General features: G+C 37.9%; 18 protein-coding genes. 13 read left to right on the top strand and 5 right to left on the bottom strand.

Annotation, left to right across the window (positions count from 1 at the left end):
- Positions 1 to 603: 603 nt before the first annotated feature.
- Positions 604 to 1239 (top strand): isoprenylcysteine carboxylmethyltransferase family protein, encoded by a 636-nt coding sequence (locus tag MTF67_RS03895; protein WP_248518739.1) that lies wholly within the window; start codon positions 604 to 606, stop codon positions 1237 to 1239.
- Positions 1240 to 1246: 7 nt separating this feature from the next.
- Here MTF67_RS03895 and MTF67_RS03900 read toward each other — a convergent pair whose 3' ends face one another.
- From MTF67_RS03900 to MTF67_RS03910, 3 genes are read right to left on the bottom strand one after another with little or no spacing between them, the layout of a single operon-like run.
- Positions 1247 to 3259, bottom strand: coding sequence for an EAL domain-containing protein (locus tag MTF67_RS03900; RefSeq protein ID WP_248518740.1), 2013 nt, complete (start codon positions 3257 to 3259; stop codon positions 1247 to 1249).
- Positions 3260 to 3790 (bottom strand): YfiR family protein, encoded by a 531-nt coding sequence (locus tag MTF67_RS03905; protein ID WP_248518741.1) that lies wholly within the window; start codon positions 3788 to 3790, stop codon positions 3260 to 3262.
- A 9-nt stretch (positions 3791 to 3799) separates the two neighbouring features.
- On the bottom strand, positions 3800 to 5860 hold the full coding sequence (locus MTF67_RS03910) for a TonB-dependent receptor (RefSeq protein ID WP_248518742.1): 2061 nt from the start codon (positions 5858 to 5860) through the stop codon (positions 3800 to 3802).
- A 482-nt stretch (positions 5861 to 6342) separates the two neighbouring features.
- Here MTF67_RS03910 and MTF67_RS03915 point away from each other — a divergent pair, with 482 nt between their 5' ends.
- The 3 genes from MTF67_RS03915 to MTF67_RS03925 all read left to right on the top strand — a co-directional run bounded on the left by MTF67_RS03915 (position 6343) and on the right by MTF67_RS03925 (position 9004).
- A complete protein-coding gene (locus tag MTF67_RS03915) occupies positions 6343 to 7356 on the top strand; it encodes a kelch repeat-containing protein (protein ID WP_248518743.1) in 1014 nt (337 codons plus the stop codon).
- Positions 7356 to 8072: a Sir2 family NAD-dependent protein deacetylase gene (locus tag MTF67_RS03920; protein ID WP_248518744.1), complete on the top strand. Its 717-nt coding sequence runs from the start codon at positions 7356 to 7358 to the stop codon at positions 8070 to 8072. The genes MTF67_RS03915 and MTF67_RS03920 overlap by 1 nt, the downstream gene beginning before the upstream one ends.
- 134 nt (positions 8073 to 8206) lie before the next feature.
- Positions 8207 to 9004, top strand: coding sequence for a response regulator (locus tag MTF67_RS03925; RefSeq protein WP_039037483.1), 798 nt, complete (start codon positions 8207 to 8209; stop codon positions 9002 to 9004).
- Positions 9005 to 9069: 65 nt separating this feature from the next.
- Here the strand turns inward: MTF67_RS03925 and MTF67_RS03930 are convergent, their stop codons facing one another.
- Positions 9070 to 10383 carry a M20/M25/M40 family metallo-hydrolase gene (locus MTF67_RS03930; RefSeq protein WP_248518745.1) on the bottom strand — a complete coding sequence of 438 codons (1314 nt, stop codon included), beginning with the start codon at positions 10381 to 10383 and terminating at the stop codon, positions 9070 to 9072.
- A gap of 406 nt (positions 10384 to 10789) precedes the next feature.
- Here MTF67_RS03930 and MTF67_RS03935 point away from each other — a divergent pair, with 406 nt between their 5' ends.
- Both MTF67_RS03935 and MTF67_RS03940 read left to right on the top strand, forming a co-directional pair.
- Entirely contained in the window at positions 10790 to 11167 is a 378-nt protein-coding gene (locus MTF67_RS03935) for a hypothetical protein (protein WP_010557084.1), read from the top strand.
- Between the two features lie 116 nt (positions 11168 to 11283).
- On the top strand, positions 11284 to 11688 hold the full coding sequence (locus tag MTF67_RS03940; protein WP_248518746.1) for a hypothetical protein: 405 nt from the start codon (positions 11284 to 11286) through the stop codon (positions 11686 to 11688).
- Between the two features lie 114 nt (positions 11689 to 11802).
- On the opposite strand, the gene MTF67_RS03945 is transcribed toward MTF67_RS03940, so the two are convergent.
- On the bottom strand, positions 11803 to 11958 hold the full coding sequence (locus MTF67_RS03945; protein WP_248518747.1) for a hypothetical protein: 156 nt from the start codon (positions 11956 to 11958) through the stop codon (positions 11803 to 11805).
- A gap of 305 nt (positions 11959 to 12263) precedes the next feature.
- Here MTF67_RS03945 and MTF67_RS03950 point away from each other — a divergent pair, with 305 nt between their 5' ends.
- The 7 genes from MTF67_RS03950 to MTF67_RS03980 all read left to right on the top strand — a co-directional run bounded on the left by MTF67_RS03950 (position 12264) and on the right by MTF67_RS03980 (position 15452).
- Positions 12264 to 12659, top strand: a complete 396-nt coding sequence (locus MTF67_RS03950) for an SMI1/KNR4 family protein (RefSeq protein WP_248518748.1) — start codon at positions 12264 to 12266, stop codon at positions 12657 to 12659.
- Positions 12660 to 12781: 122 nt separating this feature from the next.
- Positions 12782 to 13069, top strand: coding sequence for a hypothetical protein (locus MTF67_RS03955; RefSeq protein ID WP_248518749.1), 288 nt, complete (start codon positions 12782 to 12784; stop codon positions 13067 to 13069).
- A gap of 149 nt (positions 13070 to 13218) precedes the next feature.
- Complete coding sequence (locus tag MTF67_RS03960) at positions 13219 to 13452, top strand: hypothetical protein (RefSeq protein ID WP_248518750.1); 234 nt, start codon at positions 13219 to 13221, stop codon at positions 13450 to 13452.
- A 164-nt stretch (positions 13453 to 13616) separates the two neighbouring features.
- Positions 13617 to 13952 carry an SWIM zinc finger family protein gene (locus MTF67_RS03965; RefSeq protein WP_248518751.1) on the top strand — a complete coding sequence of 112 codons (336 nt, stop codon included), beginning with the start codon at positions 13617 to 13619 and terminating at the stop codon, positions 13950 to 13952.
- Positions 13953 to 13961: 9 nt separating this feature from the next.
- Positions 13962 to 14456 carry a hypothetical protein gene (locus MTF67_RS03970; RefSeq protein WP_248518752.1) on the top strand — a complete coding sequence of 165 codons (495 nt, stop codon included), beginning with the start codon at positions 13962 to 13964 and terminating at the stop codon, positions 14454 to 14456.
- Between the two features lie 102 nt (positions 14457 to 14558).
- A complete protein-coding gene (locus MTF67_RS03975; RefSeq protein WP_248518753.1) occupies positions 14559 to 14936 on the top strand; it encodes a hypothetical protein in 378 nt (125 codons plus the stop codon).
- 135 nt (positions 14937 to 15071) lie between these two features.
- A complete protein-coding gene (locus tag MTF67_RS03980) occupies positions 15072 to 15452 on the top strand; it encodes a hypothetical protein (RefSeq protein ID WP_248518754.1) in 381 nt (126 codons plus the stop codon).
- Positions 15453 to 15668 lie beyond the last annotated feature (216 nt).

Raw genomic sequence — 15668 nt, forward strand, 5'->3', positions numbered from 1 at the left:
TCAGTAGTGAAACGAAACAGCGCCGATGATAGTGTAGCATTTGCTATGTGAAAGTAGGACATTACCAGGCTTCAAATTGTAGAAAGCCCGACTAGCAATAGTCGGGCTTTTTTACGTCTGCAGAAAAGTAATCTTCAGCATCCCCTTCTCTAAAGCGTAGCGTCTCTTAAGCAAAGCGCCTCTTTGTGAACAGTGTTTTGGCTATTTAATACACTTACCTATGGTAGGTAACATTTCACTGTGACTCTCTACCGCTGAGGGCACCACGACATTACGCAGGCTTAAAATTGTAAAGAGCCCGACTAGCGATAGTCGGTTTTTTTCTGTCTGGGGTTTAGTAAATAGCCAAAACCCTATGCCGTACAAGGCAGCCTTTACATAATAATAATTTCTATTTCATGGTGACTTTTACAGATTTACTTCTCAATGTATTGATTTAAGGTTTATAACAATATAAAAAATACTAGCGATTTAAATAAGCGTATTGGCTGCTACTTTTATAGAGATAAGTTATTATTGGTTTTGTTTAACTTTACTTGTTAAAAGTCCTTATGGGCTTTATGCTCTCCTTTTGTTAACGTTTTTACTCATTCAGGGTCCTCTATGTCTTTCCCCTTATTTATCGATGACTCACCTTCTTTAATAGAGTTTACTCGTATCTACCTTGCTTTGTTTTATACCTTTGTAGCAGGTTTTTATACCTATAGAATTATTTATATATCACGTACTGAGAAAGAAAACATTGTTTTTCCTGGAGTTAAGTATTGTGCAAGTTGGTGGAACCATACTGCGTTTAAGTTCTTTAGAGCCTTGATATGGTTTGTATGTGTATTGCGAGTGTTTGTTCCTTCGCTTGATAATTACCTAGGGCTTTTTACTGGTTTGAATGATTGGCCCGGTGTTATGTTTGGCAATGTGCTTTTGACAGCAGGTTTTGCTTTATCGATGCTTGTTCATTTTAATATGGCCTCATTGTGGCGTTCAGGGATTGATCCAAACGGTCCGCGTGAATTAAGAACAAAGGGGTTATATCAGTTTTCTAGAAACCCTATGTATTTGGGGGTGATAGCCGCTCAAATTGGGTTTTTCTTAGCGTTGCCAAGCTTATTTAGTTTAATATGCTTAGTCGTTGGGGTCGCAGCTATATACAGACAAACTCTGGTAGAGGAAAAGCATTTAACCGAGAGCTTTACAGTTGAATATAAACAATATTCACAGGTAGTGCCTCGCTGGTTTTAATTGTGCGTTATTCTTCAATGAATTCGCTGACAAACACCTTTTTTGAAACTGGTTTAGAAAAGTAATAGCCTTGAATATAATCACATTGCATCTGTTTTAGTAACATGTACTGCTCTTGTTTTTCTACTCCCTCAGCAACTACTTCCACATTTAAGTTATGTGCCATTGTGATAATAGCTCTTACTAGTGCAATGCTATTATCATTTTTTTCTATATCCTTTATAAATGAACGATCTATTTTAAGGATGTCGATATCTAATCGTTGTAAGTATGCCAGTGATGAGTAACCCACGCCAAAATCATCAATAGCAACATCTATGTGAAATTCACTTAGGCGCTTGAGCTGTCGTTTTATTTCTGAATCAGTTCCCATTAGAGTGTTCTCTGTTACTTCTATTAAGACAGAGTGTCCGGGTAAATTGAATTGTTCGCTTGCCTGTATCCATTGCTCAACCCACTCACCAGAGCGATCAATCTCAAGTGGTGAGGTATTAACACTAACTTGTATAAGGCGTTTAGATAATTTATTGAATAAAGTACAGTCTTGTATTGCTTGCGATTTCACCCAGCGGCCTATGTCGCTTATTAAGCCATTTTTTTCTGCCATAGGGATAAATTCATTAGGCCCTATTAATCCTTTTTGTGGATGATTCCAGCGGATCAATGCTTCGGCTTTAGTAATGCTCTTACCATCAACAGAAAAAATAGGCTGATAGTACAACTCAAACTGATTTTCTTTTAAACCAAGTTTTATTTCTTCTATGAGTTTTCTTTTCTCAGTGGCTTTTTCTTCAATTGAGTAAGAGAAAAATTCGTACCTATTTCTACCTTTCTTTTTAGACAAATACATTGCTTGGTCGGCACGCTTTACGAGCTCTTCAACTGTTTTACCATGTTCTGGGTAAAGAGTAATACCTATACTTGCGGTAACATACACTGTTTCTTTTTTTACTTGAATTGAAGTTAATAGGGCATGTTGTACGCTATTTGCAACTTTTGCGGCTCTTTCTAGGTCGGTGACGTTTTGAAGTATTAAAGTAAACTCGTCCCCCCCCAGTCGCGCAATAATATCTTGTTCAGTAATGCATGCTTTTAGTCTATTTGCAACTTGATGCAACAGTAAGTCACCGTAATCATGGCCTAAATTATCATTTACTTCTTTGAACCCATCAAGGTCGATAAAAATTAATGCGAAATTTGTATCATGCGTATTGATTAACGATTGTATCTTTTCATAGAAATAGCGGCGATTAGGCAGGTCCGTAAGGCCATCTTGATATGCGTAGCGGTGAAGTTCGCTGTTAGCATTTTCAAGCTCTTGGGTACGTGTTTTAACTTGATTTTCTAAAGCGTGTTCACGTTGCTCTATTGTATAGAGCATATCGTTAAAACATACGGTTAATTCGCCAACCTCATCATTAGAGAGTTGCTCGGCACGTAAACTATAGTCATTTGATTTAGTGATGTCATTAGCTGTTTGAGCTAAATATAAAATGGGGCTTAAAAAACGACGCCTCAGTAACAATGAAATAATTAGGCTGACAGCAAAGGATAGTAGCGTGAGACTAATTATAAACTTTACATAAAAATCTATTCGATTATTGATATAGCTATTGTTAGCATAGATTACTAATTCACCAACGTTGTTACCATCTATAGTCAGTTGTTTTTTTACTTCAACAGCATGCTCAACATTATCGGATAACATGTGCGAATTAGTTTTTGCTACAATATCTCCAGTTCGATTAGTAACAATAGCAGAGATTACATCTGTACGAGTAAGAATAGGCTTTATTAGTTCTTGAATTGCTTCTAAATCTTCAAAGATAAGTGCGGTGGCTATATTTGGCGACATCATGTTTGATAGAGAGTTTAGACTTTCTATTTGTTCGCCTTTTGCACTGCTTAATTCGTATGTACCAAATGCTACAGTTACAATACTACTTGATATAAATGCTACGCTCATCAGTATAAAAAGCAGCTTTTTACTTATTGTGTCTAGCGTAAATAGTTTTTTCATTTAGCCATCCACAATTCGCGCAAGGCGCAGTACTTTAGAGCTCATTGTTAAGCCGTCGATTTTAAGGTTGTTTGGTGATATTTCAAAGCGGACCTTACCGCTTGAGAGAAAAAACCTTATGTGACCATTGTTTTCTATAAACCCGTCACTTTCTCCCACTAATAAAATATTTTGATAAGTTAAACCAGGAGTATTTACCCAATCTTGGTATGTTTTTGATGTAATGAATACCATGTTGCATTGTGTTAGTGAGCTACTATTAAGTGATATGTGTTTATTTACTAATGGGCGTTTTTTAATACTGCGCTTGGTGAGTGCAACATCAGCAATGTTGATGAATGTTTCGTCTGGGCTACATAATGTAAAGTTATCATTATGATACGTCGGTGTTACCCAGTTTGCAAAGCGAGCAAAGTTATATAAAAAACCAGCCTTGAGCATATACTCTTTCTCAGTCGCAGCACTATTAGCACTAAAAAATAGTGTTAATGTAATTAATAGCCCGTTGAGTAAAAGTTTTAATAGCTGCATTAAATAATCTTAAAAACTGGCTTTAATTGAAAATGTTATACATTCATCAATGTAGTTAGGTAATGTGTAGGTTTCACGAGTGTTGTTATACTCTATGTGGGAGCCTGCAAACAAGTTTTTACCCGACAAAGCCGTAGACCATGTTTGGTTAATTTGATAATTCCATGTTATGTCCATTGTAGTGTAACGATCGGTATTATAAGCGTCTGAGTTTTCAACTCTAAGCGTTGCAAAAATATTATGTTTATTAAAAAGCGTATAGTTTACTTTGCCAAAAACTTGTCTATTAGTTGAATCAAAACCTATAGTTGGTGTTGCTCCCTCGGGTAAATCATAATCAATTTTTGTATAGCTATACCCTAGTTCTGTACTTAGGTTATTCAGCGGTTGCCAGGTTGCAACTATATCAAACCCGTTAGTTGTTGTTTCAGCCTGCGAAACAACATCAAGATCGACACGAGTTTGAGTAAGCGCAAATGCGGCTTGTTCAAATTGGCCGAGCTGAAAAAAACGTATAGCAGGCAGAAACTGATTGGGATCGGTGTTAAATCTAATCGCTGCTATATTATCGGCATCTGTATGGAATGCGGACAAATCTAATGATGTGCTATCACCTTCAAAGCGGTAGCCTAACTCGTATGAAACGTAGTTTTCTGATTCAACTTTGTCGTTGCCATTGAGGTAAGTGGCAATCGCATATTCATCAATAGCTTTAATGCCAGTACTTCCACCAAGCGCCTCTTCTACAACTGTCCCATTCACTTTGTAGTCATCATTAAACTCTATCAGGGTAGGTGTACGTACACTTCTGGATATAGCACCCCATATTAGATGGCGCTCTTGTGGCTTATAGATAACCCTCGCCGATGGTTGGTTTTCCCAGCCAGTTAAATCATTGTGGTCGAGCCTAGTGCCGACAACTAAATCAAGATAATTGGGTATAACATTATATTGGGCTTGGATTAATCCACCATATTGTTGAAGATTGTCTAGGTCTTTATCACTGTCTAAAAATACACTTTCCTCGAAAGATATTTTGTTATATCTGTAATTCAAGCCCCAATCTAGCTGCAAAGAGTCATATAAAAAGTTCATTTGGTAGTCTATATCTATAGATTCAAAGTTTTCTTTTATATATGTTTGGTTGCCACTTTGCTTTAGCCATGACACTTGCAACATTTGGTTTGCGTCGGGGGATATTCTATTTTCTAGGCGCGCCATAACACGAGAATCAGTACGTGATAAGTCTCCAGAAAATGAAACGTTTCTATTGGTCTCGTCAATAACTCCACGGTAGTTTTGGCCTAAGTTAGAGTGTGTAACATCTCCTTGTATTAAAGCAGACCATTCGTCACTTGGTGTAAAGTCAGCACGCAAACCCAAAGAATGTTGTTTGGCTGTGTCGCTAGGCGTGAGTGAAATCCCTTTTTTTGACTCATTAGCATCTTTTACATGACCATAAATACGGTAACTGCCTTTATTACTTAAGTCGCCGCCATATCGCGCATTTGCATCAATATTTATTTGATTACCGGTAGTCGCATTCGCGTAGGCACCACGAGTATCAATACTGTTTTTAGTAATAATATTGATCACGCCATTATTTGCATTTGTGCCCCATAATAGGCCGCCTTGACCGCGAATAACTTCTATTCGTTCTATATCATAAAGTGGGACATTCAGTGTTTCCCAATAGACAGCTGCAAATTTAGGTGTATATAAGCTTTGCCCATCAACCATAACTAAAAGCTTACTTGAAAATCGAGACGCAACACCGCGCGAAGAGATTGCCCATTGATTATTATCAAGTTGCCTAACGATAAGTCCAGGTACCATTTTTAATGCTTCTGGTACTGAGTTTGCGCCAGATTTATTAATTTGCTCTTTGCTTAAAACATAAATAGATGAGGCGGTATCAAATGCTGATTGAGCTCGCTTCATTGCAGACGTAACTTGAACATCCATTTCCATTAATGCGCTAAGATCGAGCTCAGCATCTTCAAAAGGATCTGCAATTACAAGCGGTGATAAAAACAATAATGGCCATAGTGATTGATGCGAAATTTTCACTAAGGAACTCCTACCTAGTCATAAGTTATATAAGCGAAATTGCTTTTCTTAAACATTTGAAGAACATTACATTAACATTATGAATGGTGTAAATATAGCAAAAATACGCTGCTACTTTTTATGTGAGCCTTTAACTTTTTTCAATATATCATTAGCTTATAAAGTAACCATAACTAAAAAAATACCATAGCTAACGTATACACGGCTTCATTAAAATTAATTTTAAATGATTAATAATATATATTATCTTTAAACAAAAGTATTAAGTCCATGTTTAATTGTTTTTTTTATCAACTAAAAGCGGATGATTTTTACACTTAACGTAAGTTCATAAAGTTAATTTAACAAAGAAGTAGCTTTGACTTATTTTATATTTGGAAGTGTTCAAAGCAGTAAGTGCATCACAAGGCTTATCAAAACTGGTTCAGCGTTGAAAAATAAATTAACCTTACTTTATTAACCTTTAACAAGATTATTTTTATATGAGTTTTATTTTTTCTGCACTGCTAGCTAGCCTTCCTGCTTTACCTGAGCCTGTTGCAAACAACGCAGTAGCTAAAGTTACAGCGCAAAATAACACCTATTTCTTAAGCTTTATGGGCTTAGCTTCAAATAAACAATTTAGTGATGTACATAATAAAGTGTGGGCATTAAAGCTGGGAGAAAGCCAATGGCAGGCTAAATTGGCAGTACCTTCTAGCTTGCCAATTAAGGGGCGTTTAGCAAGTACAGCGGTTGGTATAGGCAAATTCGCTTATGTATTTGGTGGCTACACTGTTGCTGCAGATCACACTGAAATATCGAGCCCCGACGTGTATAAATACAATATAACCACAAATAGCTATACGCAACTCAAGTCTATGCCAGTCCCAGTAGATGACAGCGTAGCGCTAAGCTACAAAGAGCGTTACATATACCTTATTAGCGGTTGGCATAACGATGGCAACGTAAATTTAGTGCAAGTATACGATACTAAAAACAATACATGGCAGCAGGCGTCGCCTTTTTTAGGTGAGCCTGTATTTGGCCAAGCGGCTGCAATTAGTGGTAATACTATTGTTATTTGCGATGGCGTAAAAACCCAAGCAAACCCAAGTTCACGCCGCTCGTTTTCAGGGGTTGCACAATGTTTAAAAGGCACAATAAATGCCAACAACCCACAAAAAATAGATTGGCGAACGCTGCCACACCCAACAGGCGAAGCACATTATCGTATGGCTGCTACAAGCTATAATGGCCATATTTACACGCTAGCTGGCTCAAGCAACCCCTATAATTACGATGGCATTGGTTATAACAAACAGCCAGCTCCAGCAAGTCGTCATGTATGGCGCTTTAATATTAAAAATAATACATGGAAAGTAATGCAGCCACTTAAAACTGCAACGATGGATCACCGAGGCTTACTAGAGCATAACGGTATTTTATATCGTATTGGTGGAATGAATAACCAACAGCAAGTTATTAATGATGTGCTAGGTTACGAGGTCAAATAATGAATACGCTTTATATTACCGGCGCAGGGGTAAGCGCGGCTAGTGGTATACCTACGTTTAGAGGGGAAGAAGGCTTTTGGACTATAGGCAGTAAAAACTATACGCCTATGGAAATGGCAACGCGCGCAATGTATCAAAATAATCCGCGTGAGTTTTTGGCTTGGTATTACAACCGTTTTGCAACGTATCGTAACCATGGCCCTAATGACGTGCATCATTGGTTGAGTGATAAAAACTTAATAACCCAAAATATAGATGGGCTTGATGGCAAAGCCGGTAACAAAAATTACATTGCTATACACGGCAGGCTCGATCAAATGACGATATTTCATGAGCAAGGCGAAGCTGTTGAACCGCTGATGACCCCGTGGGATAGTGTAGATGAAAGCCGCCTGCATGAATCTCTTTTTGAGCTGTTTAACATTCAAAACCAAACACCTGAGCTTAACCATTCGTTTAAGCCTTTTGTGTTGTTGTTTGATGAATTTTACACCGAGCTTTACAGAATAACCCAAGCACAGCAGCGTATGCTCAACGCTGATAAAATTGTATTTATGGGCACCTCGTTTAGTGTAAATATCACCCAAATGGCATTAGAAATAGCCCGTACTCATAACATACCTATCGAGGTGGTCGATCCTAATCCTGCTCACATACTACACCCAAATGTAAGTTATAAAAAAATGACTGCGCTTGAGTACATTCAAAAGTTCTGATTTATTTTGTAATTAAAAACTTACAAATAAATGCATAAAAATAAGCGTTTTGTTAACCCCAGTGATACATGTTGTTTTATAATGAAACCGTAAAACCGAAATCGTTTAGCAATAACATAACCCAAGAGAGTTACATGAGTGATTTAACTGCAATAGCCAATTTATCAATATTATTAGTAGAGCCTTCAGAGGTTCAGCAAAAACTGATAATCAAATCACTAACTCAATGTGGTGTAACCCAAGTAGAAACCGCAAGCAATCAAGCGCAAACGTTAGCTCTTTTAGAAAAATATCAGCCCGATTTAGTTATTAGTAGTATGTATTTAGCCGATGGCACTGCAGACTCTTTGTTACAAAGCATTCGTTCGAACCCGCGCACAGAAAGCCAAGCGTTTATGTTGATCTCGAGCGAACGCAATAAAAAATACCTTGAGCAATTAAGGCAGTCGGGCGTATTAGCCATTTTACCTAAACCATTCAGTGCAGATGCAATTACACGCGCGTTAAAAGCGACGCTCGACATAATTACAGAAGAAGAGGTCGAACTAGAGCATTTTGATGTTACTTTATTACGAGTTCTAGTTGTTGACGATAGCCGTTTTGCGCGCAAGCATATTATTCGTGTGCTTGCTGGTATGGGAATACCAGCCCCGGTTGAGGCGCAAGATGGTAAACAAGCAATTGAAAAACTTAACGAACAGTCATTCGATTTAATCGTTACCGATTACAACATGCCAGAAATGGATGGTCGCGAACTAACCGAAACTGTACGTGGCTCAAATGCTTACTCGCATATTCCTATTTTAATGGTGAGCTCAGAGGCGAACGACACCCATCTTGCCAATATTGCGCAAGCGGGCGTTGATGCCATTTGCGATAAACCGTTTGAACCCGCCACAGTGCGAGATTTGCTTTTCAAAATAATGTCGTGATAGACATTTTTTCATCACATGTATTTGAACGAGTGCAAAAGTAACAGCACTCGTTTTAAATACTTTTACATTTGGCCTAATCTATACACAAGCAGCGCTGTTTTAGCGGTGTTTTTATTAAGCGAGGTTAAATCGGCGGTTTCGTTTTTAGTGTGTGCGCCACTGCCCATTAGTCCTAGGCCATCAAGCGCCATATAAACATGGTTTGCAGCAAACGAAATATCAGCAGCGCCGGCATTACGAGGGTTTGCAGCCACCACTTTGTTATAACCTAAGTCTTGGCTTGCTTGGCTATACAGTGCAAGCAGCTTTTTATTACCCTCGGTGAGTCCCATTGGTGGGTAGCCGTCTTCAAAAATAAGCTCAGCTTGGCTGCCATTTAAGCTTCTAGCCACTATTTGCTGCATCACTTTTTTAGCGCCTTCTACCTGCTTTGGCGAAAGCGCTCGTAAATCACCCGCTACATGCACGGTTTGTGCAATTACGTTACTTTTACCAAACGCCGTGGCTGATGAGTTAGCACTGTCGTAATCGGCATTTGTACCGCCTACAATAAGCCCCGGGTTAAAGGTTAAATTAGGTTGTGTGGCAAGTTGCTCTCTAAAGTCATTTAAAATACGCGACGCCTCGTAAATAGCCCCATAGCCCACACTGTCACTAAATATTTGCGATGAATGTCCAGCATTGGCCGTTACATTTAACGTCCAGCCGGTATAGCCACGGCGCGCCGCCATAGCTGTTTTAATATTGTTATCGCCGTTCTCAAAACCTAACGCTACGTCAGCCCAAATTGCAGCATCAACAATCGCCTTTTTAGATAAACTAAGTGGACGACCGCTGCTTTCTTCATCGCCGGTAAGCAGTACTTTTACGCTTACGTTTTCAAGTAAATTAAGCGCTTGCAGGCTTTTAAGTGCGGTAATTATAATAGTGTTACCACCTTTCATATCGGCTACACCTGTGCCGCTCGCGGTGTGTTCATCAATTTGTTTATAGGTAGTAAAGTTATCGTGTTTGGCAAATACCGTATCAAGATGGCCGATCATCAGTATTTTTATTGCATCGGGGTTTTTACTCTCAAAGGTTGCGAGTACATGCCCTGCACGGTTAAACGCGCTGCCATCTAACCACTCAACCTTAAAACCAATCGCTTTTAGTTGCTCACTTGCAAGCGCGCCCACCTTTTTCACGCCATCAATATTAAGTGAGCCGCTATTAATGTTTACCGCTTGTTTTATCTCTTCAAGCGCTTGCGGCATATTTTGCTCAACCTGTTTTACTATTTCACGCTCGTTTTTATTAAGCGCCGCATGGCTTGTAAGCGAAAGGGTACTTGCAAGTGTGAGAATAAGTGCATGGCTAAACTTTAAAACTGACATAACAGCCTAATAATTGAGAAATAGTTCAGCTAATATGAAGTAAAAATACAAAGGGTTCAATAGAAGTAGATTGTGATTTTTAACTAATTTTATAAGCAGTAACGAGTTGCATGGTTAAGGGTTAAAGGGGTATGCGTTACTGGTTTAAACTCAGGTATTTAAAATATGATTTGTTAATTAATAACCAACCGGTATAACTAATCAACGATTTGTCTGATATTACTGATCTCCACCATTTTGGGGTTTTGCTGCATTTAAGAAAGCTAAGGCGAAGCTAACTATTTGTTTACAGGTGTTTATTTTATAGCTAGGATAAAATCACTGTAATATATGGACATTTGTCGGTTTGTAAAACGACAAATGTCGTAGACTAAATTGTTAGGTAACAAATCAGGTGTATAGACTCATGGATAGAGTAGTAATTTTCGTTTTGTGTTTCTGCCTATTTATAGGTGGTGCAACTCACATATTTGATAATTTATATTATGGATTCTTGCCTTATAAATTTGCTCCTGAATGGGTTAATATTTATTGGACAGCGTTGGCTGTTATAGATATTGTGGCTGTTTACTTGTTAATTAAATGGCGTAACGCTGGTTTGGTGTTAACACTGGTTATAATGCTTAGCGACGTAGCAATTAATTCTGTTGCTTTTTATTTATTAAACGTTCTTTCGGATAGTTCTGCTTTACAACTTCAAACATTATTTCTAGGTTTCTGTATTGGTTCTTCTATTTGGTTATGGCAGTCGAAAAGTAAGGCTAACGTGGTAAATGTTACCTAACAAACAATTAAACAAGGACAAAAACAGTTGGTTTTGCTCCTTCGTCGCTTATTTTAACCAACTATTTTTTGCCTGTTAATTGGGCGTTATATTCTATGCAGAGTCAGGTGCAACAATTGAGAAAATTTGCCTTATTCCTATTTTTTGTTTTATTTAGTGCATCGAGTTATTCAAGCTCTTGTTATGTATCTAAGGATGATTTAAAAAAGTGGAGTGATAAATATCAGAACTTAATTAACATTACTGTTGATGCATATGGCTCTGATTTTTTTGTTACGGTGAGTTTTCCATCTAAAGTTGATGGCAAAAAATTTCATGGTGCGTTGCTGTTAAAAGGGAATAATTGGGACAAACCTGAACTATTAATTCCTTTAGCAACTACTAAAGAAAATGATAAAGTTTCTATTTCATACTCTATTAGCTCTGCTTTAATTACCGATAGCTATGTTACTGGATCATATGGAGCAGAATGCGGAATTGAGGTCATTTACCCAATAGAATATAACAAGAAAATAAACTAGGACACGTAACAGTTGGCTACGTTTCGCTTCGCTACACAATTTTAGCCAACCATTACTTAGCCTGTTATTTGGGCGTTATGTTTTCTAGGAGACCACAGTGAAGTGTTACAATCATCAGAATATTGATGCAGTAGGGATATGTAAATCTTGTAGTAAAGGAATATGCAAATCGTGTTCAGTAGTGGTGGGTAAATCTTTAGCTTGCGAGTCGAGCTGTGAGGAGCATGTAGCCGCGGTCGACACTATGGTGAGTAAAAGTCTAATCACCATGTCGACACAAAAGAGAAACCGAAATTTTATGCCTTTGTTTTTTGCTGCTACAGGACTTTCAATAGTCGCCTTATCGTATTATCGAACTGGAACATTCGGACTAGCATCAATAATGGGTTTCGTATTTATTGGCTTCGGAATTGCCAACTACTTAATAAATAGGAAATGGATATATGACATGGACAAGAAAACATAACAAATGCATGAAGACGGATTTGTCACAAAAGCGGTGCCAAACCGCTTATGCAAAGTGTTATATGCACAGAAGTCAGTTCAACTATTGAGCATCTAAAAGGAATTTGAAATTGGATTTTGAAAAAATAGAAAGCAAGTTATCTATTTCACTCCCTAAATACTATAAATTAGCTATTTCTAATTACCCATTTAAAGCACTCGACAATTTAGACTTTGTTGAAGATAACTTAGTAAACGATGAAGAGTGGTTAATTCAAACAAATATCGAGCTAAGAGAGTGTTCATTTTTTGGCAATACTTGGCCAAGTCATTTTTTTGCTATTGGGCATGATGGGTTCGGAAACTTCACCTTTATAAATGTTAAAGAGTTTGATGAAATAATTTACTTTGCAGATCATGAAGAAGAGTTTGTGCCATCAGATATCGAAGATTTGGAACTTTGTAGTAATATGAAAGAATACATTCAAGATTGCCTTGAAGAGCAAAAAGATGTTCTTTCAAATTAATGAAAGTGCATATAACAAGCTAATTAATAAGGACAAAAAACAGTTTGCTGTTTTCGTCCCTCAACATTTTAGCAAACAATTTTTTGCCCATTATTAGGGCGTTATACGAACAGGAATGTTTAGTGATAGAAGCTCTTTTTTCTTTAGTAATAATGATTGTTGAAGCTGCTATAGCTGCCTGCGCATTTATTATTGAATTAGTCTCGGGTGTTTTTGTCGCAGCAGGCTCCACTATTGGCGTATTTGATTTTTTTCTGCTTATTTTTGTTCTACTAGCGGAGCTTATTGTATGGTTATTGCTATGGTTCAAGCAGTTTTTAACGTCTGCACTTAAGCTAGAAAAGCCAGCGGTAGTCCGAAAACCTGTATTTTGGCGGCCTAAAGCAAAACCCAAAAACAAAGAGAAATAGCACTCGTGGTTGTTTTGGGTGGTTCGTATAACAAAAAAATTAAGTCGCCTGCTGGCGCAGGCTGGGACGCATACCCGTGGGCTGCTTCGCATTGTAGCCCACGCGTCCGCGCCCCTTATTTAAAAGTTATGTGACTGGTTGTTGACCATATGGATACGGAATTTTTGGAAATACAGTCTTATACTATCGCTAGTGATGTAGGCGACAGAGATGGTATAGGAGTAGAGTATTATTGCCATGGAAAAATGATCATGGAAATCTTCAGAGATGATACGAAAAAAACAAGAGAGGTAACTTTATACGAAAAAGAGTTACCACTTGCTCTTGTTGAGAAAGCGATCAAAATATTCAAAAAAGAAATACCCGAAGAGTTCGAAGATTAAATTAGCAAAATCACATAACAAAAAAATTAAGCACGCCCACTGCGCGGGCTGGGACGCAAACACGCAGGGCGGCTTCGCCATTATGCCCTACGTGCCTGCGCCCATTATTTAAAAGTTAGCAGTTTAGGTAAAGTCTAGTCTTACCTTCAAAAAGGAGTTTTAATATGGAAGAAATATTATTTGAAGTGCAAGGTTCATCGGAAGACCCATACGGTGTAGTTTTTGTTAAAAGAAGTGAATCAAATTTGTCTGCATACTGTTCATGCCCTGCGGGAGAGAATGGTCAATATTGCAAGCATCGTTTTTCAATTCTAGATGGTTCAACAAAAAATATTGTAAGTGATAACCATGAGGAAGTTAAATTAGTTCAATCATGGCTACAGGGAACAGATGTTGAAGAAGCTTTGCTTCAAATGAGAGAGTTAGAAGCTAAAGCTGCACAAATCAAGAAAGAACTGGCAGTGGCGAAAAAAGCAGTAGCAAAAGCTATGAGAGATTAAGGAATTAATATGGAATTGATAGAGCACTTAAAATCAATGTGGGCAGCAAAAATTAAAAGAAAAGTGCCAAAATCAATGTGGGCAGCAAAAATTAAAAGAAAAGTGCCCACAATGCCCCAAGTAAAATACGACTCAGAACTCAATGTTGGCACATTAGATAATAAAGGTTGGTATTTTAGAGTGCCGTATGCTTTCAGAGAAGCACTAGATATTAAATTTGAAGAGCGAAAAAAAGATAAAAAGGGTTATATGGTATGGACTCAAGGTCCTATCTTAAGTTTCAAAGATGGTGACACTTTTACTGCTCAAAATGAGAAAAGTGCATTACAGGTAAAGTTTGCAAACCCAATGGGGTGGGATCCTGAAAAACAAGAAATGTATCAAGGCAGTATTGTTTTTGAGCAATTCAGTGTCGATGGAAATAAGTACACATCAATAAGTCAGCATTCATGTAACCAGATGGAGTTTTTAGAAATTTTAATTACTGGTGAAATAAACTGCTAACAAGCGCCTCAACAAAGGACGTAAAAAAGCTTGGCTTGCGTCACTTCGTTCCTAATTTTAGCCAAGCATTTTTCGCCTGTTAGGCGGGCGTTAGGTACTTAAATGGACTTTTTAAAAATATTTGCCGCTTCAATGTTGTGGTACCCACTTTTTTTAATTCCTGCTGTTTTCGGTTTCGTGACTTACTACTTTGTTATTAAAGGTGCTTCAAAGTTAACTAAAATAAACTGGGCAACGATTATCGCTCCTTGGCTTATCTGGTTGATACTGATGTCATTTTTTTCTACTGGCAAAAAGTCACTTGCAAACTTAATTGAGCCAGTAATATTAGGTGGTATTGTAAGTGTGCTTTTCATCGTCTGGGCATTGATGAAAAAATATTCTAATGTAAGTGGAGTAATTGGCTCAACAACAGTGTTTGTAGCAAGTTGTGCATCAGCATTTTTGTTGTTTTTTCTTGTTCCTGGGCTACCCGAATGAAAACAGTACCTAACAAACACATCATGTTCATTCGCTTCGCTCATTGGGACGCAAACTCACTGGCTGGCGCTTCGCGCAAGTATAGCCAGCAAGTCTGCGCCCCATATGTGAAGCGTTATGTGCCTAAGGACGGTCATGCTCAAACTGTTAAACCCAAATATTGAATCTGAGTTAAAAGCATACTGTCAAAAATGGCTTTGTCACCTGTCTCAGAATGATTTTGATCAAGCTCTTAATTTGGTAACCGTCCCTAACAATTACGGTACTCGCTGGGGTAAAAAGGAAATAAGAGATGCTGTTTTTGACTATTATGGTAGCGAATCAAAATTTAAAATCGAGAATACCGATATAGCTTTTTGCACCCCGGAGTTCATGGAATGTAATGACGGTAGTTACCTTTTTGGTTTTTATTTCCCTGTTAATGCTGAAATCACTGACTTAACCGTGGAGTTCGAGTTTTCTCGAGTCAATAACAATGAGTTTAGTGCCACCATAAATGACATTCACGTTTTGTAGTAAATGGCACATAACAAAAAAATTAAGTCACTCACTTCGTTCGTTGGGACGCATACACGTGGGCTGCTCACTTCGTTCGGATTTTAGCCCACACGTCTGCGCCCCTTATTTAAAAGTTATGTGTTTCGTAAAGTATGAGTTTCAAAAATAGCGACGAAGGTTTCGAATGTGAAACAGTACAAAAACATAATAAACTAGACAGATACTTTTATTTTC

This window comes from Pseudoalteromonas sp. 2CM32C (genome assembly GCF_023161925.1).
Taxonomy (GTDB): Bacteria; Pseudomonadota; Gammaproteobacteria; order Enterobacterales; family Alteromonadaceae; genus Pseudoalteromonas; species Pseudoalteromonas marina.